The following is a 26076-nucleotide window of genomic DNA, read 5'->3' as shown; positions in this document are numbered from 1 at the left end:
AATCGGAGGGCAACATGGCACCATTAGATACCAAGCCATCAGGCGCACCCAAGGGCGTCTGGAAGTCAGGTAAAGGCAAGGGGCGGCATACGCCCAAAGGCCGTCAGTTCACGGATGAGGCGCAGGCCGAGATTACACGCCTGCTGGGCGATCGTCCCCGCCGCCGCGATCTGTTGATCGAATTTCTGCATCTGATTCAGGACGCGCATGGCCATATCAGCGCCGACCACATTGCCGCGCTGGCCGTCGAGATGCGCATTGGTCAGGCCGAGATCTATGAGACCGCCACCTTCTACGCCCATTTCGATGTGGTGAAAGAGGATGAAACCCCGCCGCCCGCGCTGACCATCCGGGTCTGCGATTCCCTGTCTTGCGAAATGGCCGGTGCCCAGCAGTTGCAAAAGGCGCTGGAAGACGGGCTTGATCCGTCCGAAGTCCGGGTGCTGCGCGCGCCTTGCATGGGCCGTTGCGATACCGCGCCTGTGCTGGAGATCGGGCATAACCATATCGACCATGCCACCCCTGAAAAGGTGCAGGCGGCGATTGCTGCGGATGATACCCACGCCCATTTGCCCGCCTATGAAACCTTTGCGGCATATGAAGCAAACGGCGGCTATGCCAAGCTGAAAGAGCTGCGCGAGAGCGGTGATTGGGAGAAAGTACAGGAAGACATCCTGTCCTCGGGCTTGCGCGGTCTGGGTGGTGCTGGCTTCCCGTCCGGCAAGAAATGGGGCTTCGTTCGCATGAACGAAGGCACCCGCTATCTGGCCGTGAATGGCGATGAAGGCGAGCCTGGCACGTTCAAAGATCGCTATTACCTTGAACGCACGCCGCATGTCTTCCTTGAAGGCATGCTGATAGCTGCCTGGGCGGTAGAGGCCGAAACCTGCTTTATCTACATGCGCGATGAATATCCGGCGGTGCTGGAAATTCTACGCCGCGAGATTGCCGCGCTGGAACAGGCTGGCGTGGTTGAAAAAGGATATATCGATCTGCGCCGGGGCGCCGGTGCCTATATATGCGGCGAAGAATCCGCTATGATCGAGTCGATCGAAGGCAAGAAAGGCTTGCCGCGTCACCGGCCTCCGTTTGTGGCGCAGGTTGGGGTCTTTAACCGTCCGACCTTGGTGCACAATGTCGAGACGCTCTATTGGGTGTCGAAAATCTGCCGCGAAGGGCCGCAGATTCTGAACTCTGTCGAAAAAAATGGTCGCAAGGGCCTGCGCAGCTATTCAATCTCGGGGCGGGTGGCCAAGCCGGGTGTTTACCTGCTGCCGGCGGGTTCGACCATTTTGGACGTGATTGAGGCCGCTGGTGGCATGGTCGAAGGGCAGACTTTCAAGGCGTATCAGCCCGGCGGTCCATCCTCGGGTCTGCTGCCTGCGTCGATGGACGATATCCCATTGGATTTTGACACGCTGCAGCCACATGGCACCTTTATCGGATCCGCCGCCGTGGTGGTGCTGTCCGATCAGGACACTGCCCGCGACGCGGCGCTGAATATGCTGCGGTTTTTCGAGGATGAAAGCTGTGGCCAATGCACGCCCTGCCGGGCGGGCTGCGAAAAGGCGGTTAAGCTGATGCAGGCTGACACGTGGGACCAGGATTTACTGGAAGACCTGTGTCAGGTCATGGGCGATGCCTCGATCTGCGGTCTGGGGCAGGCGGCCCCGAACCCGATCCGCCTGGTCATGAAACATTTCGCTGACGAAATCTGAGGGAGACAGAGCCATGCTTGATGCAAGCCCAACCAAGACCGTCACCTTCAACCTGAACGGAAATGACGTCACCGTGCCCGAAGGCTGGACCATCTGGGAAGCCGCCAAGGGGCAAGGGTTCACGATCCCGCACCTCTGCCACAAGCCCCAGCCGGGTTACAAACCCGACGGCAACTGCCGCGCCTGCATGGTCGAGGTCGAGGGCGAGCGCACGCTGGTCGCTTCGTGCATTCGCCCTGCGGCGGACGGCATGGTGGTGAAAACCGACAGCGACCGTGCCGAGAAATCGCGCGCAATGGTCATGGAATTGCTGGTCGCCGATCAGCCCGAGGTGGCCCACGACAAATCCAGCCATTTCTGGGACATGGCCGAACTGAACGATGTCAGCGACAGCCGGTTCCCGGCCAAAGAGCCTGGGAAAATCCCGTTGCTGGATGACAGCCATATCGCGATGCGGGTTAATCTGGATGCTTGCATCAACTGCAACCTCTGTGTCCGCGCCTGCCGGGATGTGCAGGTAAATGATGTGATCGGGATGGCCGGGCGTGGTCACACCGCGCAGGTGGTGTTCGATCAGAACGACCCGATGGGCGATTCTACTTGTGTGGCCTGTGGTGAATGCGTTCAGGCCTGTCCGACCGGTGCATTGATGCCAGCCACTGTTTTGGACGAAAAGCAGCAGGGCGACAGCAAGGATTATGATTCCGAGACCGAAAGCGTCTGCCCGTTCTGCGGCGTCGGCTGCAAGGTCTCGCTGAAGGTCAAGGACGGCAAGGTCAAGTATGTCGAAGGCATCAACGGCCCGGCCAACGAAGGCCGCTTGTGCGTGAAAGGCCGCTTTGGCTTTGACTACATCCACCACCCACACCGCCTGACCAAACCGCTGATCCGGCGAGAGGATGCGCCTGCGAAGGGGCTGAATGTCGATCCGTCGAATCTGTCGACCCATTTCCGCGAAGCGAGCTGGGAAGAGGCGATGGATCTGGCCGCCGCCAGGCTGAAAGCCCTGCGCGACGAAGACCCGCGCAATGTTGCGGGCTTTGGTTCGGCCAAATGCACCAACGAAGAGGCCTATCTGTTCCAGAAATTCATCCGTCAGGGTTTCAAGCACAACAATGTCGATCACTGCACAAGGCTGTGCCATGCATCGTCCGTGGCGGCGCTGATCGAGAATGTCGGCTCGGGCGCGGTGACCGCGACGTTTAACGAGATCGAAAACGCGGATGTGGCGATCATCATCGGGGCTAACCCGATCGAAAACCATCCCGTTGCGGCGACCTATTTCAAGCAGTTCACCAAACGTGGTGGCAAGCTGATCGTGATGGACCCGCGCGGCGTCGGCATGCGCAAATTCGCGGACGAAATGCTGCAATTCCGTCCGGGTGCTGATGTCTCGATGCTGAATGCGATCATGAATGTGATCGTCGAAGAAGAGCTTTATGACAGCCAGTACATCCACCGCTGGACCGAAAACTGGGAAGCCGAAAAAGAGCACCTGCGCGCCTTCACCCCCGAAGCGATGGCGCCGATCTGCGGTATCGAACCTGATCAGCTGCGCCGCGTGGCGCGCATCTTTGCACAGGCCAAGGCCGGGCTTATTTTCTGGGGTATGGGTGTCAGTCAGCATATCCACGGCACCGACAATTCGCGCTGCCTGATCTCGCTGGCGTTGATGACCGGCAACGTTGGTAAACCAGGCGCGGGCCTGCACCCGCTGCGCGGTCAGAACAATGTGCAGGGCGCGTCGGACGCGGGCCTGATCCCGATGTTCCTGCCCGATTACAAAACGGTGACCGATGACAACATCCGGGCAAGGTTCACCTCGGTCTGGGGATCTGAGGATTTCTCGAACGAAAAAGGCCTGACCGTCACTGAAATCATCGATCAAGCATATGCGGGCAATATCAAGGGCATGTATATTCAGGGTGAAAACCCAGCCATGTCCGACCCCGATGTAGGCCATGCGCGGGACGCGCTGGCCAAGCTGGAGTTGATGATTGTGCAGGACATCTTCCTGACCGAAACGGCGAACTACGCCGACATCATCCTGCCTGCCTCGGCGCTGTATGAAAAGAACGGCACCGTGTCGAACACCAACCGTCAGGTACAACGAGTGCGTCCGGCTGTGGCGCCTCCGGGCGAGGCGCGCGAGGATTGGAAAATCACCGTCGAACTTGCGCAGCGCATTGGTCTGAACTGGTCTTATTCGGATGTGTCCGAAGTGTTTGCCGAGATGAAGCTGACGATGGAGTCTCTCGACAACATCACCTGGGAGCGGCTGGAGACCGAAACAATCACCTACCCGTCGCTGTCTGAGACCGATCCGGGCCAAGCGATTGTGTTTGGTGATGGCTTCCCTCGTGCCGATGGGCGGGCCAAGTTCACTCCTGCCAGTGTGATCCAGCCGGATGAAGCGCCGGATGAGGAGTATCCGATGATAGCCACCACGGGTCGTCAGCTTGAACATTGGCACACAGGGTCAATGACCCGCCGGGCCACGGTGCTGGATGCGGTTGAACCAGAGGCCAACTGTTCGATGAACCCACGTCAGCTAAAGCTGATGGGAATCGAACCGGGCGAGACCATTCGCCTGACCACCCGTCGCGGCTCGATCGAGATCATGGTGCGTGCCGACCGGGCGATTGCAGAGGACATGGTGTTCATCCCCTTTGCCTATGTTGAGGCGGCGGCGAATATCCTGACCAACTCGGCCATCGACCCTTATGGTAAAATCCCTGAGTTCAAATTCTCGGCCATTCGCGTAGAAAAGATCGAAGACGCAATCGCGGCTGAGTAAGAGTGTCGGAGTAGAATTTTTGAGGGCGGCCTTGCGAGGTCGCCCTTTTAGGTTTCCGCGACGTCAACGCGGAAATAGGCATTTCCCACTCAGCTTTGCGCCATTTGCGCCATATTTCTCTGGTTTCAGCAATTTTGAGCCTAAGAAAACGCCACCAAAGCGCCCATTTTGCGGTCGTCAGGTTAGGTCTTGATTGGGTTTGGAAACGAAATTGGGGAACCGATTGCGCAGGGCCCGAACCTGTGAGCAGTCGGGCCTAGGCGCCGAAGCCGAAATAGATGGTAGTAGTGCGATCAGAGCAACAAGGGCTGAATGAAACCGCAAGACGTGTATAACGATTTGAAACAGGCTAAGCTTTCGTTTGTCGTATTGCCGGGTATGTCGGTTGATGCGATCCTGAGCGAAGTCCTTAGTTTTTTCCTGTCCAGAAACTTCCTGATGTTTCTGCCTGCTTTGATGCTGCTGCTCATTGGTGCGACGCCGTCATTGTTTGCTGAACCGCTAAACGGGCTGGGGCGCACGATCTATTGGATGTGCGGATTGCTGGGGTATATGGGCTCGGTGGTGCTGATGTTGCTTTTTGAAGCATTCTGCAGCCGATATCTGGGCATCAAACGGTTTTTCACCCCGCTGACATGTTTTCCCATTGCGTATGGGGCGATGCAGTTTGCCCAATTCGCAACGACAATGGTTTTCAGTACATTTCTGTCTTTCAGCTTTGAAAACTCGCCGCTTTTGCTGCCTCAGTACTTTCTCGTCGTTGGAATTGAAGTGATCGTAATCGTTTGGGTTTTTCCACCTTATCTGGCCCGCCTGCGCGCCAGCGATCCGCAACCCGAGGACGAGCCGGATAGCAGAGTGGAATCCCGTGTTCCTGTGGCCAATGGTTTAGTGTCCGCCAATGGGCAAAATTTTTTGGCCAAGGACATTTTGTTCGTTCAGGCTCAGCAGCACTATGTCACCCTGCGTGTAGATGAAAAAGAAGTGCTGGTGCGTTCAACGTTCAAAGGCATCCTATCGCAAATGCCAGAATGCTATGGCCTACAGGTGCATCGGTCCTTTTGGGTTGCCAATCGGTGTGTGGATATTGCTCAAAGCCTGAATGAAGTCGGATATCTGGTTCTGGGCTGCGGCAAAAAGATCGCTATCGCCCGTAGTCGGCACGGCGCCGTGCGTGATTGGCTGTCCGAGATGGCGTCAGCGGAAAGCCCGGCAACAGTCAAAGCTTCACCACAACAAACCTGACATCGTTCGGCAGAAACATCCGGCTTATCGGTTCGTTTAGATAATCCACCTTCCCATCGCTACTGGGTACAGAATACGCAGTGGATGGGAAGGTGGACAGTTCAATATTTTTAGTAATGAAAAGACTTGAATTTTGATCTTTTGCTTTCCCCGATTTTGAGTTTTTCCCCCTCTATAATCAGGTCGTACTGGTCAACACGTCACTCGATAAAGGCGCCGCAAAACCAGGCGCTGCCTTCTTTTCCTGCATAGGCACGGACCTGGCAATGAAATTGGTACGAAACGTCAAAAATTCGAAACGAATGGCAATGAAAATTCGTGTCGCACGAAATGAATAGAGCGACTTGTGCATTCGCTGTCATGTTAAGAAGTTGATAGTAAAGGGGTTAATGAAACTCCCTGCCTTCCTGTGATTTGGCCCGAAACTGTTGTCACAGATGCAGAGTTCCGCGCAGGATTAGTAGTCGCGCTCGAAAAAGACACCCAATCCCGTTTCCCCTCGCCCGTCAACGGTTCCGCGCATGGTGATATTATCGGTGACGTCCAGATTGAGGTTCACTTCGGTATTTCCTTCGGTGTTCACGTTAAAGTCGGTATAGAGATTGTCACCCAGATACGCCCCGGCGCCCAAAATTCCGCCGCTTGACGTTGCTCCGATATCGACTGTGTCGACACCGGTCGACTCCCTCAGACCCTTGGTTGCATCCCCTCCTGCACCGCTGAGCTGCGCCAGCGATGCCGCCATCTGGGCAATGACAAAGGGGGACAGCTCAGAGAAACGATTGCCAAACAACAGCATGGCCAGCGCCTCTTCTGCTGGCCGTTCCGGATCCGAGAACACGTTGACTTCGGGGGCGTCCAGCGGCCCGGCGATTTCGATTGTAGCGGTCCCGTCCGAGGTGCTGTTTGAGGATTCAAATTCGATATAGGGTGTCAAGTCGCCTTGTAGGGTCACGATACCTTTTGTCAGGGCCAGCCTGCGGCCCAGAATGTCGAAATTGCCTCGGATTAGAGCGATCTGACCCGAAGGAATGATCGAGGTTGTTGTACCGCCTATGTACAGCTGTCCGCCGAGTTCGGCATTCACGCCTCGACCTCGGACAAACACGGCTTTGGGGGCGAGCAGAGCGATGTCCAGCGCAATACGGGAATCGCTTTGGGTGGCATCGTCCTGTTTTACCAAACGAGCACGTTCCCGAGTCCTATAGCTGGCCGCGTTTTCGTTGATATGTTCGATCTCTGGTATGGGTGCAGCGCCGACCGCACCCGAGGCGGCGGCGAGATTAATATTGGTTTCCTCGAATGTAATTTGCCCGACTATTGTGCTGTTGCCAGCCAAAGCTCCGGTCATTGCGATTTGCCCGTTCAGGATCGTCTCGTACAAAAGCTGATCCGTCAGCACGAGACGATTGAGCGTGGTCGTAATTTGCGCATTGAACGGAGGCGTCAGGTCAATCGGGCCCGCGACGGTGAAATTACCCCCGGCGCGGGTTCCACCATTTAGGGAGATGTTGGCGCGGTTGTTGGCCAACTCGACCGCGCCGCTGATGCCGGTAATGGTCTGACCGGCACCCGGTATCGCCAACGAGGTTCCAGAGGTCGTGATCGACCCGCTGAGCGCCTCAAGCGAGGGTTGGCCATTCAAGCTAAGGTCGTACCGCGCAGTCCCGTCGATTTGGTTGGGGGTGATGAACAGGTTTGCGATACCGATATTAACCCCGCCTTGCGCATTCAGATCGGCGTTTCCTGTGGTTTCATCGAACGTGCCCGAGATTTCGCCGGTGATCTGTGCCGGACCCTGCGCCGAAGAGTTGATGGTCCAGACGCCTGCCTTGCGCTTTGCGGTCCCATTGGCGGTGATTGTACCTGGAAAGTCTGGGGCGAAACGCTCGACCTTGTTTAGCTCGGCGTCAAAGTCCAAGTCTGCCGATCCGTCAGAGCCGACCGACCCCGTCAGCGACGCGTATGAACTGTCCGGCCCACGCAAGCTGACTCTTCCTTCAAGGCCCGAAGCTGTTGGCGCGGCGTTGCCTTCCAATGTGAGTGGTCCTGACAACGTCTTGGAAATCCGCGCAAGATCGTCCAGCTTTACCGAATAGCTCAGCCCGCCGGTCTCTTTGCTGACCTGACCCGAAGCGTCTGCGGTCAAGGCGGTGCCCCGCAGTTTGAAGTTTTGGACATTCAGACCCTGATCACTGTTCTCGGCATCGACACGCAGCGTCGTTCGACCTTCGATCAGTTTGTCGACGAGACTGATGCCAATCTGGACGTCCTGCGCATCGACATCGCCGGCTATGTCGAAGGTCTGGCTGGACAAAGCTCCGTTGCCATTGATATCCGCGGTAACCGACCCGGCAAGATCCCGGCCCGCGAGGTCCGAAAATAGCGAAAGATCAGGGACAGTCACCTGTGCCTGACCATCAAGAACTAGATTGCCGGTTGGGTCATTGATCGACGCGCTCACCTGTGCTGTCACGGCCCGTCCGTTGATGGTGGCTTTGCGTATGTCGATAAGGTCTCCCGTTTTCGCACCATCCCAGGCGATCACGGTTTTGCCTGCAAGCAGAGGATCGACTTCGGATATACCTGTCTGCAGATCCTGCGTCGTAATGCTGGCCGTGCCATCAAACTCTTGCGTCTGCAGGGTGCCTTTGCCGTCCATTTGTGCGCTGAGCGACCCGCCAAGCTGTCGCTGGGCCAGCCCGGAAAAGACCGAGAGGTCGGGCGCGTTGAGGCTGGCCTGACCGTCGATTGTCAGATTGCCATCAGGCGTGGTCACTTCGCCACTTGCCTGTGCCTGCGCGGCCTGACCGTCCAGATTAAACTCGCGGATGGAAATGCCATCCCCTCCACGGCTGGCGTCCAGCGTGATGGTGGTTTGGCCTGCGATCACGGGGTCGATATCGTCGCGACCGGTCGACAGGTTGTTGCCCTGAACTACCACTTTGCCGTCAAAGCTGCCCTCAAGCGGAGAGCCCTTGCCCTGAACCTCTGCCGACGCCGACCCTGCCAGTTCCAACTGGGCAAGGCCAGAGAACCGGGACAGGTCGGTAGCGTCCAGCGTTGCTTTGCCATCAACAGCCAATCCGCTGGTTAATCCGCTAATCAGCGTGTCCAGGGCCAGAGTGTAATCCGACCCGACCAGTTCGAAACCGGACAATGTCAGCGACTGGTCATCACCATACTCAAACTGCCCGTCCAGCGTGATGCGATCTCCGACGGCTGTATTCAAGTTCGGATCGGTCAGATCAATGCCTGTGACGCTGGCTTGCAGATCGCCGTTCACCGTAAATCCAAGGGCCTGATCGAGCACGCCTTGCGCGATAATTTGCATGCTCTCAAGTTCGGCCTGGGGGGATTTGAACTTATCTGCTGTCAGGCTAAGATCCCAGAGATTGCCGTTCTTCTGATCAAACAAGGTCGAGATCTGCGCGGACTTGATCGTTTTGTCACCACCGCCAACCGGAAGCGTGACCGCCTGTCCCTGCGGAGGGGTAATGCGTCCCTGCAAGGCGGCAAACTGCAATGTGCCACCTTCGGCAAGGGCCAACTTCCCTTCAAGGTTCAGGGCCTGCGTTGCAAGCTGAAGATCGGACAGGTCCAGCGCCCCTTCGGGCAGGGTCTGACCCTGCACGAACAGCCGCGAGTCCGTCCCGAAAAACGGGTCGATGGCAGGGCCGACGAAAGGTGTCAGGTCTCCGTTCAGATCGGCGGTAAATGCTATGCCTTCCGCAGTGTCGTCAGGGGTCGAACCAAGCCGAACCTGCCCGGCCAGACGCTGCTGCCCGTCACTGCTCAGCCCGATATCGGCGGTGAAATCCGTCAGCGGTCCGGCACCTTTTGCCGTCAGCTCGATCGTTGGGCTGTCGGGAATGTTCAAAGCGGTCGAAATAAGCCCGCCGGATGCCTCGGCCACGTTCAGGTCCAGATTGATCTCGCTTGTCGAGTTGTCGAACCCGGCGGTCAGTGTGATCTCATCTCCGGCACGATCCAACCGCACCACGTCGAGATTGGTGTCCAGCGTTCCATCAGCAAGCGACAGATTTCCGGTGACGGATAAGTCGGCGGCTACCCCAATCAGCGGCTGCCCCAGCGACAACTGATCCACGCGGATTTCGCCGATTTCAACTGCGACAGGCAGCTCGGGCAGCTGGAATGTCTGGGTTTCCGCAGAGGGAGGAGGGGCATCTTTGGTTGTGGTGCCCGGCGCGCGGGCTACGTCGATCTCTTGCGCTGTCAGCGCATTGACCGAGAACCGCCCACGTATCAGGGCCAGTCTGTTCCAATCCAGTTCGGCATCTTTGATGGTCAGCCAGACGCCCTCGTCATCCGATACGGTGATCTCTGCGATTGTGGCCCGTGCGCTCAGCGCGCCTTGCAAGCCTTTGACGGTCACGTTCTGATCATCACCGGACAGGGTATCCTGCAGAAACTGCTCTAGCATACTGCCGCCTTCGTCCTGCGCCAGAACGGGGTACGGCACCCACAGCAGAACCGCCGCAACAACTGGATATGAGAAACGATGTGTCAAAATGCCTGACCAATTCCGATGTAAAACTGCAGACCGTCTCCGGTGTCACCCTGAACGGGAAGGGCCAGATCCAGACGCAGGGGGCCAAAGCCGCCAAGGTCGTATCTGATCCCAAGCCCGGCGCCGGAATGGCTCTCAGCGGCGCTGCTGACAAAAGAGGACGTGTCGACAACACCATAATCATAAAACCCGACCAGCGATATTGTCTCGGTGATTTTGCCGCGAACTTCGCCAGATAGACCGAGGAAAGACTTGCCGCCAGCAACCTCATTGCCAACAGGGATGCCGAGGCTTTCATAGGGCTGACCGCGCACAGTGCCCGCACCGCCCGAAAAGAACAGGAAATCGGGTGTGACCCCGTCCAAGGCGGGTCCTACAATCGACCCAATCTGGACCCGCCCGGCCAGCACGAGACGACCTTGTGTCCGCAGACTGGTATAGGCACGCGCGTCCGCAAACATCCTGAGGCCTGTTTCTGTGTCGGACAGGCCGACAAATGGCATCACACGGGCATCCAGGTAATAGCCATTGGTGGCGCTGACCTTGCTGTCCCTTTCGTCCCATTCTGATCGGAACGGCATGATAAAATAGCGGAACTTGCGCCCGTCGCCATAGGCGTCATCTGCATCCGACCACTGAAACCCGGCGGATGCTTCGGCGTATAGGCGGTCTGAAAATGTGCGTCTTGCACCATAGGCCAGTGACGTCACAGTCACGTTGTAATTATCGGTGTTGCGACGTTCCAGAAGGGCGCTCCAGAACGTGCTGTCATCGGGGCCCAGCCGGTCGGGCTGATCCAGCCGCAGCCCGATGCGCCCGTCCAGATCCTCGGCCCCGCCAATATTGCGCAACGATGCTTCAAACCGCAGCCGTTGGGCGCGGCGGAACACGTTGCGATGCGTCCAGGTCGTCGACAGCTCCATCCCGTCGCGCGAGGCCACTTCCAAACCGAAGGTCAGGCGGCGTTTGGGCATGTCTTCAAGATAGACATCGAAATCCAGGGAGCCATCAGGGTTGGGAGTGTCGTGCTCTTCGATCGAGACAATATTAAACGTGCCGGTGCGGCGAAGCCGGGTTCCGACCTTTTGCACCTGCTGGGGGGAATACACCTCTCCGGTAGGGAAGCCGGCGATTTGTTCGACGGACCTGTGGCGAACATCGCTGTCGCCTTTGATGTACATTTTTCCAAAGCTCAGACGCGGTCCCGGGGCGAGGTCAATGCGGGAATCCAGCTTTGCCTGGGCGTGGCGGGCAATGACTTTCTGGCCGCTGACCTCGGCCTTGGCATGACCCGCGTCACGCCATCCCTGCACGCCTGCTGACGCGGCTTGCTGAATGGCGCCGGTGGTGGCCAGTTTGCCCGTCGCATAGTCTTCGGGAAGAACCGTTTCGGTCGCGATCGGCCGGACCACCGCCTGGCCAAATGTGAAGGTTGGGCCGGTTTTAACAGCAATCACGATTTTGTTGATCTGATTGGGCACGTTGAGTGAACTGAGTTCCGCCGCCTCTTTCCCGTCCAGTTTAATGCTGACGACGGGACTGAAATAGCCTTCGTCATAAAGGATCTGAACAATGGTGGTATAGTCGGACAGGGCCGCTGACAAAAGTTCAAGCGGCGTGTCCAGCCCGCGGGATTCTGCGGTTGTCACCGATGCGGTATCTTCGATCCGTTCAACCAGTGCTTTCGGAGCGCCCGGTGCCGTGAGGACGGTTTCCAATGCGGCCAGCGATGTGGGCAATGTGGCGACGACAATTCCGAACAGACAATTTCTCACAAAGCTGCATTGTCTTATTCGCTGCATCTATTGGCTCCAGCTGCCCCAACTAGAAATTAATTTCGGCGCCTTTTCGGATGTGGCGGCCCCTTAAGGATAGTTAGAACATCTGTAATCGTGTAGGGGAAGCGTTTATCGTTTGGCCAAGAAAATTAGCGGAACAAGTGATGGCTCAGTGCCAGTTCAAAGGCCAGCATTGCGGAACCAGCGAATGATCGCCGCGCGATCTTCCGGTTCCATATAGGTGACATTTGCGGGTGGCATGGCGTGACTGACACCGGCCTGCAGGTAAATCTGTTTCGCATTGCGGGCGATGTCACCTTGGGTTTCCAGAAGAATGCCCTTTGGCGCCCACAGGATGCCGTCCCAAACCGGTTCGCGCGCATGGCACATGGAACAGCGCCCCAGAACGACATCATGTGCCTGTTCGAACCCGTCTGCTGCTGCGTATTTCTGTTCAAATGCGGTGAGCGGCTGCGCCTCGGCCTCCTCCAGAGGTTTGTACATAGGCGCGGTGGACAGCCACATGATGGCGATGAATAGCAGAGCGGTCACCAGCCAGGTCCAGGTCGGATCACCGGCGCGAGCGTGGCGTGTATTGAAGTAGTGACGGATTGTGACACCCATCAGAAATACCAGCGCCGCAATGATCCAGTTGTATTGGGTGGCAAAGGCCAGCGGGTAGTGGTTCGAAAGCATCAGGAAAACCACTGGCAAGGTCAGATAGTTGTTATGAGTCGAACGCAACTTGGCGATCTTGCCGTATTTCGGGTCCGGGGTGCGGCCATTCTTAAGGTCGTCTACGACGATGCGCTGGTTCGGCATGATGATGAAGAATACATTCGCTGTCATGATCGTGGCGGTGAACGCGCCCAGATGCAGCATCATCGCGCGCCCGGTGAATATTTGGTTGTACCCCCAGCCCATCACCACCAGCAGGACAAACAGCAGCACCATCAGTAATGTTGGGCGCTCACCCAGACCGGATTTGCACAGGAAGTCGTAGATCAGCCAGCCCATAGTCAACGAGGCAGCCGAGATCAGAATGCCCTGCCACAGCGCCAGATCGGCCTTTTGCGCATCAATCAGATAAAGCTCTCCACCAACCCAGTAGACGATCATCAACAGCGCAGCTCCGCTAAGCCAGGTGGCATAGCTTTCCCATTTGAACCAGGTCAGATGATCCGGCATCCGCTCGGGTGCGACGAGGTATTTCTGAATATGGTAAAAGCCGCCGCCATGTACCTGCCATTCTTCCCCGTCGGCGGGGCCGGGGATATCCCGATTCAGGCCAAGGTCCAGAGCGATGAAGTAAAAGGATGATCCGATCCAGGCGATAGCAGTGATTACGTGCAGCCAGCGCACAGCGAATGCCATCCAATCCCAGAACACGGCGAATTCAAACATGAGAGTTCTCTCCAGTAGGTTATAGTCACCCTAGGCAAACTGGCTTTTCTTCGGTATTCCCGTATATTGTCAAACTGTATCAAAAAAAACGATAAGATGTCCTATCTCGACAATATTCGCACCTTCGTTCGTGTCTATGATCTGGGCAGCATGTCTGCTGCCGGGAGGGATTTGCGTGTTTCACCGGCGGTGACTTCGGCGCGAATATCACAGCTTGAGGATCATTTGGGCGTGCGTCTGTTTCAGAGGACTACACGTAACCTCAGCCCGACCGAGCAGGGACGTGCGTTTTACCCTGGAGCGGTTGCGGTCCTGGATGCCGTAGATGAAGCCGAGGCGCAGGTTGTTCACCTGACCGAAGCCCCCCGCGGGTCACTGTTCGTAGCCGCGCCTTTGGGCGTCGGGCGCAGGTTATTAGCCCCACATGTGCCGGATTTTCTCTCGGAATACCCCGAAATTGATGTGCGATTGCGCCTGACCGACAGGTCAGTGGACCTGACGACCGAAGGACTGGATCTGGCCTTTTTCATTGGCCAGCCCGAGGACAGCACCCTGCGTATTCGCAAGATCGCGGATTGCGCGCGGGTTCTGTGTGCTGCACCGGACTATGTAAAACGCAAGGGGATGCCGCAAAACGGAGCCGATCTTGTGTCCGACAAGCACGAGTGTCTTAACCTGCGGTATCCCGGCGCTGCAGAGTTTCAGTGGATGCTGGAAACTCCAGACGGGCCAAGACGTTATGCCGTGTCGGGCCGGTTTGAATGCGATGACGGAGATGTTTTGACCGATTGGGCGTTGTCAGGGCAGGGGATCGCGATGAAACCTGTGTTTGAGGCAGCGGGACATCTCAAGGCTGGACGTCTTGTGGTGGTTGCAAAGGAGACACCTCCTGTCTCTGTTCAGATGGCGTGTCTCTATACCCATCGACGTCACCAGGATCCCAAGGCGCGTTTGTTCATGGATTTCATGATCGCGCGAATTGGCAAGGTTGTGCAAAACTCGGACATCAACGGTTAGCAAAGGCTCCCGGCCGCGCGTAAATTTTCTCGAAGGGCTGTAACCGTCACTATCCGCGCCGCGCCCAACGGGTGCGGCGCCCGGCTCAACAGGAGGAGGCCCGGCAGGGGCGATCGACGGGCGGAAGGTTCGCCCGGTCAGTTAGCTGCCACGATACGTGGAGTAGCTGTATGGCGAAAGCAAGAGCGGCACATGATAGTGGGCGTCTGCTTCAGACATACCAAACCTGATTGGAATCTCATCCAGGAACAGCTGTTCGTCATCCGCCTGGCCAGAGGCGCGCAGATAGTCACCCGCGCTGAAAACAAGCTCATATTCCCCGGTTTCAAAGTTTGCTTGCGGTAGTATTGGGCTGTCTGTTCGCCCGTCTGCATTGGTCAGCATCTCAGCCAGTTTGTGGCGTCCGTCCTGGGTAATCGCGTACAGAGCAATTTTCAGCCCCTCTGCGGGACAGCCTTTGGCGGTGTCCAGAACATGGGTTGTCAGGTATCCTGCCACGCGTTTCTCCTCATATTCCAATCACCGCAACGAGTGGCTGTTGAAAACCGCAAACTGCAATCGAGTATTGTTTGACGCAGTCTGGGGCGAAACCCGAGACTTTGGGAATGCCGAAAGAAAAGGAAACAGCGTTCGGATTGATTTGATAATACTGCTTCCAATTCTGCGGTAAAGCGTAGGTAGTGTAACACAACTGAGACGGAACATTCATGCAGCCCCCTCGCTATCCCCGTGACATGATCGGATACGGAGCCAACCCGCCAAACGCCCAGTGGCCTGGCGGAGCAAATCTGGCCGTTCAGATTGTGCTGAACTACGAAGAGGGTGGCGAAAACTGCGTGCTTCACGGTGATGCCGCGTCCGAGGCCTTTCTGTCCGAGATTGTCGGCGCAGCGCAATGGCCAGACCAGCGTCATTGGAACATGGAATCGATCTATGAATATGGGTCGCGGGCAGGGTTCTGGCGTCTGCACCGCTTGATGCAGGACTTGCCCATAACCGTTTACGGTGTTGCTTCGGCGCTGGCACGGTCGCCCGATCAGGTTGCCGCCATGAAAGACGCAGGTTGGGAGATCGCAAGTCACGGCCTGAAATGGGTCGAACACAAGGATATGTCCGAGGCGGAGGAGCGCGCTCAAATAGAAGAGGCTATCCGCCTGCATACCGAGGTCGTGGGGGAACGTCCCTATGGTTGGTATACCGGCCGGTGTTCCGAGAACACCGTGCGTCTGGTGGCCGAAGAGGGGGGCTTTGCCTATGTGGCGGACACCTATGCGGATGATCTGCCCTATTGGATGCAGGCCTCTGGCCGGGACCAGTTGATCGTACCATATACACTCGATTGTAACGATATGCGCTTTGCAACGCCGCAAGGTTTCAATTCGGGCGATCAGTTCTATTCCTATCTCAAAGACAGTTTCGACGCGCTTTATTCCGAGGGTGAAGCCGGTGCGCCCAAGATGTTGTCGATCGGTCTGCATTGCCGCCTGATCGGTCGTCCAGGTCGGGTCATGGCGCTGAAACGGTTTCTGGATTATGCGCGTGGGCACTCGGATGTCTGGTTCGCGACCCGTCTGGAGATCGCCCAGCATTGGGCAGCGCAGCACCCGCCTGTATCAGGTCCAAAGCCGTCAGAAATGGCGCGGGACGCTTTCGTTGCCGCTTATGGCGGGATCTTCGAACATTCGGCGTGGATTGCAGAGCGCGCCCATGGGCTGGAACTCGGCGCGGCTCACGATACTGCCGGCGGGTTGCACAACGCACTGACGCGCATGTTCCGTTCGGCCTCGGATGAGGAGCGGCTGGGCGTGCTGACCGCGCACCCGGATCTGGCAGGCAAGCTGGCACAGGCCAAGCGACTGACGCAGGAAAGCACGGCGGAACAATCCTCGGCGGGGCTGGATGCGTTGACGGATGCCGAACGCGATGCCTTCACCGATCTGAATAGGCGCTATACCGACAAGTTCGGATTTCCATTCATTATTGCTGTGCGTGATCATGACAAAGCCTCTATCCAGCAGGCGTTTCAGCGGCGGATAGATCAGGATCGGGAAACCGAATTCGCCGAGGCCTGCCGACAGGTCGAGCGTATTGCCGAATTCCGCCTGAGGGATGTGTTGCCTTCATGAAACAGATCCGGACCGTTCCTTTAACGCCTGACGCTTTTGCCTCATTCGGAGATGTAATCGAGGCCGCGGGCGACCCGGACAAGATCATCAATCAAGGCCAGTGCGGGCGGTTTCATGATCGGGCGGCCCTTGAATTCGCGGGCGGCCGCGCCGGGATCAGCCTGTTCAACGCCAACCCCCGAACCCTGCCGTACCAGTTGGATATGGTTGAACGGCATCCTGATGGCAGTCAGGCCTTTGTGCCCATGACCCATCAACCCTTTCTGGTCGTTGTAGCACCAGATGTTGACGGGCAGCCGGGCGAGCCGTGTGCCTTTGTCACCCGGTCCGGTCAGGCGGTGAATTATCATCGTGGGACGTGGCACGGCGTTTTGACACCGTTGCATGGCCCTGGATTGTTCGCCGTTGTTGATCGGATCGGCGATGGGCCCAACCTGGAAGAATACTGGTTCGATACCCCTTATCAGGTGGTGTCGTAGCCAATTGAAGCCGCAGCATAAGCGGTAAGACCCCCGTGAATCTGACAGAGAGGACAGTAACTCATGGCTGACACTTCAATAGGGACACCCGAACAACTTCGGGATCCAAATTATACCCCGGCGCTGCACAAGGCAGTTCCGCTGGGCATTCAACATGTTCTGGCGATGTTCGTTTCGAACGTGACGCCTGCGATCATCGTTGCTGGGGCCGCCGGGTTTGGGTTCGGTTCGAACTCTCCTGATTTTCCGGAACTGCTGTACCTGATCCAGATGTCGATGCTGTTTGCCGGCGTCGCGACCTTGCTCCAAACGGTGACGATTGGTCCGGTAGGAGCGGCTTTGCCTATTGTTCAGGGCACTAGCTTTGCCTTTCTGCCGATCATGATCCCATTGGTTGCTGGCAAAGGCGTCGATGGTCTGGCCGCATTGTTTGGCGGTGTCATTATCGGTGGGGTGTTCCATGCCCTGCTGGGCACGGTGATTGGCAAAATCCGTTTTGCCTTGCCACCTCTGGTCACAGGCCTTGTGGTGACGATGATTGGTCTGGCGTTGGTAAAGGTCGGCATTCAATACGCCGCCGGAGGGGTTCCGGCCATTGGAACGCCTGAATACGGCTCGGCGCTGAACTGGTCGGCTGCTTTGGTCGTGGTTGTGGTAACGCTGGGGCTGAAGTTCTTTACGCGCGGAATGCTTTCGGTTTCTGCCGTTCTGATTGGTCTTGCGGTTGGGTATGTCTATGCCTTGATGGTTGGCATGATCACGTTTGAGGCAATCGGAACAAGCTGGAGCCGCGCTGCAACTTTCGCCCTGCCTGTGCCCTTCAAGTATGGGTTCGAGTTCTCATTCGCCGCCATAATCGGGTTCTGTCTGATGGCCTTTGTTTCGGCAGTTGAGACGGTGGGGGATGTGTCGGGTGTGACCAAAGGCGGAGCCGGGCGCGAAGCCACGGACAAGGAAATCACCGGTGCAACCTATGCTGACGGCTTCGGCTCGGCCCTGGCGGGCGTGTTCGGCGGCTTACCCAACACGTCGTTCAGCCAGAATGTCGGGCTGATCGCGATGACCGGCGTCATGAGCCGAAATGTCGTCACCATCGGCGCCTTGTTTCTGATCCTGTGCGGCCTGGTGCCCAAGGTTGGCGCGATCATCCGCACCGTTCCGATCGAAGTACTGGGCGGTGGCGTCATCGTCATGTTCGGGATGGTTGTCGCCGCGGGTGTTTCGATGTTGTCCGATGTGGATTGGAATCGGCGCAACATGGTGATCTTTGCCATCGCGCTGTCAATCGGGTTCGGCCTCCAGCTCGAGCCGGGTGCGGTGCAACACTTGCCCGATACTCTGGGCATCCTGATGAAAAGCGGGCTGCTGCCTGCGGCTCTGATCGCCATCGTGCTGAACCTGATCCTGCCGGATGAGTTGGCCGATGAGGCAACCGAAGAAGTTTCGGGCGGCATGTCGGGGCACGGGTCAGGCAGCCTTCCCGGCAAGTAACCAAATGCAAATCGGCGGATCGCGTTAGGTCGCGATCCGCCTATGTGTCGGCCATCATACGAGCGACATCCAGCATGCGGGCTGAAAACCCCCATTCATTGTCATACCAGCCAAAAACACGAACCTGAGTTTCGCCGATCTGCCGGGTTTCTGGCCCTGCAATGATCAGAGATTCCGGCCGCGTCCGCAAATCGGACGACACCAGCGGCTCATCCGTCCAACCCAGAACGGGAGACTCTGCAACGGCTGCACGCAGGGCGGTTTCAAAACCCTCGGCACTCATCCCGCGTTCCAATGTCACGATCAGATCGATTGCCGAGACGCTTGCGGTCGGCACCCTGACTGCCGCGCCCGAGATGCGCCCGGCCAGATGGGGCAGGACTTCGTCTATCAAGTGCATAGCGCTGGTGGTGGTCGGGACCATCGACAGCGCTCCGGCGCGTGACCGTGCCAGATCACCACGCGGAGCGTCGATCATCGGTTGGCTGTTGGTGTAGCAGTGGATGGTGGTCATATGGCCCGACGCGACACCAGCGATCCCGTCCAGAACCTTGACCAGCGGAGCCAGCCCGTTGGTGGTGCAAGAGGCATTTGACACGATCCGCGCATTGCCCAGCTGATCCTCATTTGCACCCAGAACGATTGTGGCCTCGGTCGCGGGCGAGGGGCCGGAAATCAGTACTTTCCTTGCCCCTGCGGTCAGGCCCTGACTGGCAACATCCGATGTCCGGGCAACGCCGGTGCAGTCCATCAGGACATCTACACCGGACAGATCAACCCGGCTGAGGTTGGGGCTGTGTGTAACAGGAATAGCGTGCCCATCGACAACCAGTTGCGCAGTTCCCTGTTCCACTTTGCCCGGATAGGGCCCAAAAGTGCTGTCGTACTTGAACAGATAGGCGCAGGTCTCTAGCGGTGCGATGTCGTTGATCAGCACCAGTTCGATGTCGTGACCGAGCGGCATGGCCAGAAGCTGCCGCAAAATCGTGCGGCCGATGCGGCCGAATCCGTTAATTGCGAGTTTCATGTGCAAGCTATGGCAGGGGCTTGAATTAACCTCAATGCCAGTTTCCTGTCCGGGTCAGTTACAGCTGACCTGTGAAAAGAACTGGCCCGAGATGTTCTGGTACATGCTGGCCACAATCGGCTTGCACCCGGTTGCCTGCTGAATAGCCGCGATGGCCTGAATAGTGCGCAGCCGGGGCGGGGGGCCGAATGGGTTGAGATTGTTGTTATCACGTGTGGCACGGTATACGACCGGAGCTTCCGAAACCTGGGTAATGGCCCAGGTACGGCTCATGACGTTGACGGTATTCGTCTCTTTGGCGGTTGCAGGGTTCACATCCAGGGCCGTCAGGCCGATTGCAGCCGCCAGTGCCAGCGTTACATTGCGCAGTGCCATCGTACAATCTCCTGAACTAAAACCGTTTGTTATTCCACCAGATTACCGCGCTTGCCGAGTTCCGCCAAGGCCGAATTTATCCTAGCGCCCGCCTGGTGAAAGAGGCATCTGGCGGTTCACATCTTTGTACAGCAGATACCGGAACCGCCCGGGACCGCCCGCATAGCACGCCTGAGGGCAAAAGGCGCGCAGCCACATAAAGTCTCCGGCTTCGACCTCGACCCAGTCCTGATTCAGCCGGTAAACGGCTTTGCCTTCCAGCACATACAGCCCGTGTTCCATGACGTGGGTTTCGGCAAATGGGATCACGCCGCCGGGTTCAAAAGTCACGATGTTGACATGCATGTCGTGGCGCAGGTCTTGCGGATCCGCGAAACGTGTTGTGGCCCAGCGACCCTCGGTGCCCGGCATTTCGATCGGGGCGACCTCTTGTTCATTGGTGATGATCGGGTCCGGCTTGGGCAGGCCGGGCACTGCCTCATAAGCCTTTCGAACCCAATGAAACCGCGCTGGCTGCTCCGTATGGTTGCGCAACGCCCATTTGGAACCAGCGGGGATATAGGCATATCCACCAGTTTCCAAAACGTGAACACTTCCCTCAAGCGTCAATGTGACCGCCCCTTCGACAACGAACAACACCGCCTGCGCTGCGGGGTCCGTTTCGGGCGTATCGCTACCGCCACCGGGTTGGACCTCCATGATGTATTGCGAAAAGGTTTCGGCGAACCCGCTAAGGGGGCGTGCCAAAACCCACAGGCGGGTGTTTTCCCAGAAGGGCAAATAGCTGGTGACGATGTCGCGCATCGTACCCTTGGGTATAACGGCATAGGCCTCGGTGAACATGGCGCGATCTGTTAACAGGGTGTCCTGTCCGGGGTGTCCGCCATGGGGCGCATAATAAGTCGGGTGTGCCATCAAATGCCTCTGGTTCGTGTTTCGTGCACTATGCGAGGGACGCTCGGCATGGCCTAGCGTCAGAGTTGCAATAGGTTTCTTCGGGATAATTTGAAGGTTGCAGACTAGGGCTTGGCCCTGTGCCTTCCCGGGTATATCCTTGAATGTAAATTGGTTGCAGAATTGCGAGGCGGTATGAGAATTTGGGGATCACTATTAGTTGCAGGTGTTCTGGTGCTGAGCATTGGTGTTGCCGGCAGCGCGAAACCGCTGTCGCGCATCATCGCAGAGTCGGGGTTGAGCCCGGATGATTTCACATTGCTGAGTGCAACCACAGACACCATGCTGGGCAGTGGTTTGCCGCAGGTTGGTGCCGAAAGTGAATGGATCAGCACCGAGACCGGGGCCAAGGGCACCGTCCGTGTGCGCGAGGTCCGCGATAATTGCGTGCATCTGCAGCATTTTATCCGACCTCCGAGTGCCGAGCAGACCCGTGAGATCAGAACCCGCAGGTGCCAGGATGCCAATGGTAACTGGATTTTCACACCCTAATTGGGTTGCTATACCCGCGCGCGACGCAGGTTATTGACGGCTATACGGTCGCCAGTCTCCGGTTACTGCACCCGTTTAATCTCATATGGGGTGGGTGACGTCCCGTCACCCAACTGGACATCATGACGGTGGCTAAGTCATTCTCGGCCCAAAGGTAATGCCCGTGTGTCGGGGCGGAGGAGAAAACTCATGAACATGTCATTCGGCCTGCGCGAGGAAAACCGCGAACTGCTGACCCGCGTAACAGAGATGATCCGAAATGAAGTCATGCCGCTGGAAGAAGAGTTCCATGCTGAAATCAACAAAGGTGACCGCTGGCAATATACCGACCGGCAGGCGGATATCCTTGAAGGGTTGAAGGCCAAGGCCAAGGCGGCGGGATTGTGGAACTTCTGGCTGACCGACAGTGAAAAAGGGCTGGGTTTGACAACTGTGGAATACGCCTTTTTTGCTGAAGAAATGGGAAAGACCCCGCTGGGTGCCGAAATCTTCAACTGTTCGGCCCCAGATACGGGCAACATGGAAGTATTCGAGCGGTACGGGTCCGAAAAGATGAAGCAAGAGTGGCTCAAGCCGCTGCTCGATGGGCAAATCCGTTCGGCCTATCTGATGACCGAACCGGATGTCGCCTCGTCTGATGCCACCAATGTTTCGATGTCCTGTGTGCTGGACGGCGATTCCTACGTTCTGAATGGCGAGAAATGGTGGGCCTCAGGCGCCGGTGATCCGCGGTGCAAGGTCTATATCGTCATGGTCCGAACTGGTGGTGATGACCTGCCTGTTCACAAACGCCAGTCGATGATCGTGGTGCCGGCGGGAACACCGGGGATCGAGGTGCTGCGCCCGATGGAAGTCTACGGCCATGATGATGCGCCGCACGGGCATATGCATATTCGCTTTACCAATGTCCGGGTGCCTGCCGAGAATATCCTGCTGGGCGAAGGGCGCGGGTTCGAGATCGCTCAGGGTCGATTGGGGCCGGGACGTATTCACCACTGTATGCGCGCTATTGGGCAAGCAGAGATGGCCCTGGAGCAGATGTGCAAACGGTCGCTGCAACGCGAAGCATTTGGCAAGAAGCTGGCGCAGCTTGGGGCGAATTTCGATATCATAGCCGAATGCCGGATGGAGATCGAAATGGCCCGGCTACTTTGCCTCAAGGCTGCTTGGTACATGGATCAGGGCGATGCGCGCGCGGCGGCCTCGTGGATCAGCCAGATCAAGGTCGTGGCCCCGCGGGTCGCATTGAAGGTGATTGATGAGGCGGTGCAGATGTATGGCGGGCAAGGGGTAAGTCAGGACACGCCGCTGGCGACCGCGTGGACGCATGTACGGACCCTGCGGCTGGCTGATGGGCCGGACGCGGTGCATCGTCGTCAGGTCGCACGGACCGAGCTGAAAAAGCATACACAGGAAAAGGTCTGAGGTCCCAAGTGGTCTTGAAATCTGACATGTCCAGGTTGCCTTATTTCAGACTTCGCGCGGATGGGGATTTTGTCGGCAATGACCCGGCGCGGGGCCCGTGGTCTGCCGAACATTGCCATGCTGGTCCGGTCAGCGGTCTGATCGTACGCGCCGCGGAATCTGAAATTGGACCGGACAAGATGCTGACCCGGCTGACGGTCGATCTACTGCGCCCGCTGCCCCTGTCCGGGTTGCGGGTTGCGGCCGAGACGACGCGGCACACCAGAACGCTGGCGACCACTCGGGTTACTGTGCACGATCTGGACAACACTTTATGTGCCGTAGCCACAACTATGCACCTTGCCCGCCGCGACCTTGGCCCGGTTCCCAATGCCGCTCTCTCATCTCCGCAACTGGCGGACTCGGTAGACGGCCCATTTCCCATCGGCGAAATTCGGCACGATCTTCCGGGGTTCGCGACCTATTCCGATGTCCTCTATCCCAAGGGTGGAAATCAGGGCGTCGGTCCCAAAACGATCTGGATGCGCACGCCTCCGTTGCTTGGGGACGAGGTGCAATCTCCGATTCAGGCGCTGTGTCCACTGGCTGATTGCGGCAATGGCATTTCGTGGAATGCCCCCACAACCGAGATGGGGTTCATGAATACCGATCTGACGATTCAGGTGCACCGCGAGCCGGTCTCGGATTGGCTGGCCTCCGAGTCTGTCTGCCATTGGCAGCCCTCGGGTATCGGCATGTCGCAATCGGTTTTGTATGACACCGAAGGGCCGGTTGGAACAGCCCTGCAGACCCTTGTGTTGTTCCCACCTGCCTGAGCCATCGGCCAGCTTCTGCGCGCCCGGCCCAAATGGGATTGCCGGGCGCAGGCCGACACCCTATCTTTCGCCCATGCGCTGGCTTGTGACCCTAGTGACCTGCTGTTTGCCGATCCCGGCGATGACGCACCCGCATGTCTTTATCGACACGGGGCTGGAATTCTTTGTGGACGATTCCGGGCAGCTGACCCATGTCCGTGTGACCTGGGCCTATGACGAGTTCTACTCATTGCTTGTCCTCGAAGACATGAAGCTGGATCAGGATGGCGACGGTCTTCTAAGTGAAAGCGAACAGGATTTCCTGTCCGGGTTCGATGCACAGTGGGATCAAGGCTATAACGGCGATCTGGTCGTCTGGTCCGAGGCTGAGGTATTGCCGCTTTCTGGCCCACTGGAGCCGAAAGCATTGATGGAGGACGGGCGCATCGTGACCTCGCATCTGCGCAGTGTCGAAGGGGGGCCTGTACCGGCCACGTCATTAACGGCCAAGGCCTTTGATGAGACCTATTATACCGCCTATGACCTGACACGCCCGGTGACGGTTTCGGGCGGTAAAACCTGCCAGATCAACCGGGTTGAGCCGGATGTCGACGGACAGCTTGCCCAAATGCAGGCGTTTCTGCTGACGCTGGATGCCAATTACGACCTTGAGGAAAATGACATCCCGATGGTGGGCGAAAACTTTGCAACCGAGATCCGAATTTCATGTCCAAATACCTGATTGTCCCGTTTGTTCTGGCGGTCGGAGTTCTGCTCTGGTTCTGGTTCAGCGGCGGGTTTGACCAACTTGCGGCATGGGCTGCCGGTGAACAGCGTGCATTTCAGAACCAGATTGCGCGGTCTCTGCGCGCTGCCCGCGCTGAACAACCTCAGGCGGTCATGACTTTGTTGACGGTGTGCTTCGCTTACGGGTTCTTCCACGCCATCGGTCCTGGGCATGGCAAAGTCCTGATCGGTGGCTATGGGCTTGGTCGGCGTGTGGCGTTCTGGCGGCTTTCAGCGATCAGTGTGTTGTCCAGCCTTGGACAGGCCGTAACCGCGATTGTTCTGGTCTATGCCGGTGTGCTGGTGTTCCAGATGTCTCGGGAAAGACTGGTCGACACAACGGAGCAAATCATGGCCCCAGTCAGCTATGGGGCGATCACTGCGATCGGGCTTTGGCTAGTGTTTCGCGCCTTGCGGAGCTTTGCCAAACGCAGCCGGGATCACGGCGCAGATCATCCTCACCACGATCACGAAACCTGTTCGGATTGCGGCCACCGGCATGGTCCGTCTGCGGATGAGGTGGCGCAGGTCGGTAGCCTGCGCGAGGCGGCGTTGCTGATCGCCGGAATCGCCGCACGCCCCTGCACCGGGGCGCTGTTTGTGTTGATTCTGACCTGGCAGATGGGCATCGCCATGGTCGGCATCGCCGGAGCGTTCTGCATGGCGCTGGGCACGGCGACTGTCACCACTCTGGTAGGGTGGACCTCATTCGGTCTGCGCGGGGGGATGCTGGCCTCGGCCTCAGCGACGCGGTTTGCACAGGTGCTGGCCCCAACCATCGAGTTGGTCGCCGGGTTGTTGATAGCGGTGATAGCTGGCGGGTTGTTGCTGAGCGCGCTTTAGTCGAACACCGGGTCCGGATAGCCGACCCGCGCAAGATACAGCCCCTGTGGCGGGCAAACCGGCCCGCAGGCGGCACGATCCTCAGCTTGCAGCGCGTCGCGCACATCTTCGGGCGTCCAGGACCCGGCGCCGACACGTTCCAGAGTGCCGACAAAGCTGCGCACCTGATTGTGCAGGAACGAACGTGCCCGGACGTGGAAATGAACCTCGGGACCTGAAAAGCCCTGCACCTGTTCCACCCGCAACTCATCCAGCGTTTTGACCGGGCTGGCCGCCTGACAGATCGTGGACCGGAACGTGGTGAAATCATGCCGTCCGGTCAGCATGTCCGCCGCGGCCTGCATCGCATCAACATCCAACGGGTGACTGACTTGCCAAACCTGCCCCGCGTCATGGGTTGCAGGCGCGCGGCGCATCAGGATGCGAAACAGATATTGCCGTTCAAGCGCCGAGAACCGCGCATGCCAATCATCGTCCACCCGTGCGGCTTTCACGATGGCCACTGGTTGCGGCTTGAGGTGATAGTTCAGCGCTTCGGACAGTCGGAAAGGGTCCCATTCCTTGATCAGGTCGCAATGGGCGACCTGTCCCAGCGCGTGGACACCGGCATCGGTGCGACCCGCCGCAGCGATCGTGTGATCCCCCGGTTGTATCCGCGACAATGCCTCTTCGATCGCCCCCTGAACCGAGGGCTGATCTTTCTGCCTTTGCCACCCGGCAAACGGCTTTCCGTGATATTCGACTTTCAACGCGTATCTGGGCATGGGCTGCTGGTACCGTGCTGCGCGGCGGCG

20 protein-coding genes are annotated in these 26076 nt (G+C 57.9%); 12 read left to right on the top strand and 8 right to left on the bottom strand.

What is annotated here, in order from left to right; genetic code table 11:
* The first annotated feature begins 14 nt into the window (after positions 1 to 14).
* The 3 genes from AC2FIP_RS17500 to AC2FIP_RS17490 all read left to right on the top strand — a co-directional run bounded on the left by AC2FIP_RS17500 (position 15) and on the right by AC2FIP_RS17490 (position 5760).
* Entirely contained in the window at positions 15 to 1718 is a 1704-nt protein-coding gene (locus tag AC2FIP_RS17500; protein ID WP_496787471.1) for an NAD(P)H-dependent oxidoreductase subunit E, read from the top strand.
* Between the two features lie 13 nt (positions 1719 to 1731).
* On the top strand, positions 1732 to 4515 hold the full coding sequence (gene fdhF, locus AC2FIP_RS17495; protein ID WP_496701090.1) for a formate dehydrogenase subunit alpha: 2784 nt from the start codon (positions 1732 to 1734) through the stop codon (positions 4513 to 4515).
* A 312-nt stretch (positions 4516 to 4827) separates the two neighbouring features.
* On the top strand, positions 4828 to 5760 hold the full coding sequence (locus AC2FIP_RS17490) for a LytTR family DNA-binding domain-containing protein (RefSeq protein ID WP_142640101.1): 933 nt from the start codon (positions 4828 to 4830) through the stop codon (positions 5758 to 5760).
* Positions 5761 to 6217: 457 nt separating this feature from the next.
* Here AC2FIP_RS17490 and AC2FIP_RS17485 read toward each other — a convergent pair whose 3' ends face one another.
* From AC2FIP_RS17485 to AC2FIP_RS17475, 3 genes are all read right to left on the bottom strand, one after another.
* Positions 6218 to 10291, bottom strand: a complete 4074-nt coding sequence (locus AC2FIP_RS17485; RefSeq protein WP_496787470.1) for a translocation/assembly module TamB domain-containing protein — start codon at positions 10289 to 10291, stop codon at positions 6218 to 6220.
* Positions 10288 to 12093 carry an autotransporter assembly complex protein TamA gene (locus tag AC2FIP_RS17480; protein WP_496692313.1) on the bottom strand — a complete coding sequence of 602 codons (1806 nt, stop codon included), beginning with the start codon at positions 12091 to 12093 and terminating at the stop codon, positions 10288 to 10290. The genes AC2FIP_RS17485 and AC2FIP_RS17480 overlap by 4 nt, the downstream gene beginning before the upstream one ends.
* 156 nt (positions 12094 to 12249) lie before the next feature.
* The gene (locus AC2FIP_RS17475; RefSeq protein WP_496692314.1) at positions 12250 to 13473 is read right to left on the bottom strand and encodes a urate hydroxylase PuuD; all 1224 of its coding nucleotides are present in this window, start codon (positions 13471 to 13473) and stop codon (positions 12250 to 12252) included.
* 96 nt (positions 13474 to 13569) lie between these two features.
* Between AC2FIP_RS17475 and AC2FIP_RS17470 the strand changes: the two genes are divergently transcribed.
* On the top strand, positions 13570 to 14490 hold the full coding sequence (locus AC2FIP_RS17470; protein ID WP_496787469.1) for a LysR family transcriptional regulator: 921 nt from the start codon (positions 13570 to 13572) through the stop codon (positions 14488 to 14490).
* A 141-nt stretch (positions 14491 to 14631) separates the two neighbouring features.
* Here the strand turns inward: AC2FIP_RS17470 and uraH are convergent, their stop codons facing one another.
* Complete coding sequence (gene uraH / locus AC2FIP_RS17465) at positions 14632 to 14988, bottom strand: hydroxyisourate hydrolase (protein ID WP_496787468.1); 357 nt, start codon at positions 14986 to 14988, stop codon at positions 14632 to 14634.
* 209 nt (positions 14989 to 15197) lie between these two features.
* Between uraH and puuE the strand changes: the two genes are divergently transcribed.
* The 3 genes from puuE (at position 15198) to AC2FIP_RS17450 (ending at position 18586) form a co-directional block, all read left to right on the top strand.
* A complete protein-coding gene (gene puuE, locus AC2FIP_RS17460; RefSeq protein WP_496787466.1) occupies positions 15198 to 16616 on the top strand; it encodes an allantoinase PuuE in 1419 nt (472 codons plus the stop codon).
* Entirely contained in the window at positions 16613 to 17095 is a 483-nt protein-coding gene (locus tag AC2FIP_RS17455) for an ureidoglycolate lyase (protein ID WP_496787465.1), read from the top strand. The genes puuE and AC2FIP_RS17455 overlap by 4 nt, the downstream gene beginning before the upstream one ends.
* 63 nt (positions 17096 to 17158) lie before the next feature.
* Positions 17159 to 18586, top strand: coding sequence for a nucleobase:cation symporter-2 family protein (locus AC2FIP_RS17450; RefSeq protein WP_142640116.1), 1428 nt, complete (start codon positions 17159 to 17161; stop codon positions 18584 to 18586).
* A 40-nt stretch (positions 18587 to 18626) separates the two neighbouring features.
* Here AC2FIP_RS17450 and AC2FIP_RS17445 read toward each other — a convergent pair whose 3' ends face one another.
* The 3 genes from AC2FIP_RS17445 to AC2FIP_RS17435 form a co-directional block, all read right to left on the bottom strand.
* A complete protein-coding gene (locus tag AC2FIP_RS17445) occupies positions 18627 to 19613 on the bottom strand; it encodes a type I glyceraldehyde-3-phosphate dehydrogenase (protein WP_496703820.1) in 987 nt (328 codons plus the stop codon).
* Between the two features lie 54 nt (positions 19614 to 19667).
* Positions 19668 to 19988 carry a hypothetical protein gene (locus tag AC2FIP_RS17440; RefSeq protein ID WP_496709656.1) on the bottom strand — a complete coding sequence of 107 codons (321 nt, stop codon included), beginning with the start codon at positions 19986 to 19988 and terminating at the stop codon, positions 19668 to 19670.
* An 81-nt stretch (positions 19989 to 20069) separates the two neighbouring features.
* A complete protein-coding gene (locus AC2FIP_RS17435; protein WP_496692319.1) occupies positions 20070 to 20903 on the bottom strand; it encodes a bifunctional allantoicase/(S)-ureidoglycine aminohydrolase in 834 nt (277 codons plus the stop codon).
* Positions 20904 to 21077: 174 nt separating this feature from the next.
* Here AC2FIP_RS17435 and AC2FIP_RS17430 point away from each other — a divergent pair, with 174 nt between their 5' ends.
* The 5 genes from AC2FIP_RS17430 to AC2FIP_RS17410 all read left to right on the top strand — a co-directional run bounded on the left by AC2FIP_RS17430 (position 21078) and on the right by AC2FIP_RS17410 (position 25282).
* Positions 21078 to 21434: a hypothetical protein gene (locus AC2FIP_RS17430; protein ID WP_496701077.1), complete on the top strand. Its 357-nt coding sequence runs from the start codon at positions 21078 to 21080 to the stop codon at positions 21432 to 21434.
* Positions 21435 to 21623: 189 nt separating this feature from the next.
* Entirely contained in the window at positions 21624 to 22859 is a 1236-nt protein-coding gene (locus tag AC2FIP_RS17425; RefSeq protein WP_496787463.1) for an acyl-CoA dehydrogenase family protein, read from the top strand.
* A gap of 26 nt (positions 22860 to 22885) precedes the next feature.
* Entirely contained in the window at positions 22886 to 23674 is a 789-nt protein-coding gene (locus tag AC2FIP_RS17420) for a thioesterase family protein (RefSeq protein ID WP_496787462.1), read from the top strand.
* An 85-nt stretch (positions 23675 to 23759) separates the two neighbouring features.
* Positions 23760 to 24395, top strand: coding sequence for a DUF1007 family protein (locus tag AC2FIP_RS17415; protein WP_496787460.1), 636 nt, complete (start codon positions 23760 to 23762; stop codon positions 24393 to 24395).
* Positions 24380 to 25282: a nickel/cobalt transporter gene (locus AC2FIP_RS17410; RefSeq protein WP_496787459.1), complete on the top strand. Its 903-nt coding sequence runs from the start codon at positions 24380 to 24382 to the stop codon at positions 25280 to 25282. The genes AC2FIP_RS17415 and AC2FIP_RS17410 overlap by 16 nt, the downstream gene beginning before the upstream one ends.
* On the opposite strand, the gene truA is transcribed toward AC2FIP_RS17410, so the two are convergent.
* Positions 25279 to 26046 carry a tRNA pseudouridine(38-40) synthase TruA gene (gene truA, locus AC2FIP_RS17405; protein ID WP_496703816.1) on the bottom strand — a complete coding sequence of 256 codons (768 nt, stop codon included), beginning with the start codon at positions 26044 to 26046 and terminating at the stop codon, positions 25279 to 25281. The two genes, AC2FIP_RS17410 and truA, sit on opposite strands and share 4 nt — an antisense overlap.
* Between the last annotated feature and the right edge of the window lie 30 nt (positions 26047 to 26076).

Source organism: Ruegeria sp. CDSB114, assembly GCF_059611025.1.
This window is presented reverse-complemented; position numbering and strand designations above follow the sequence as displayed.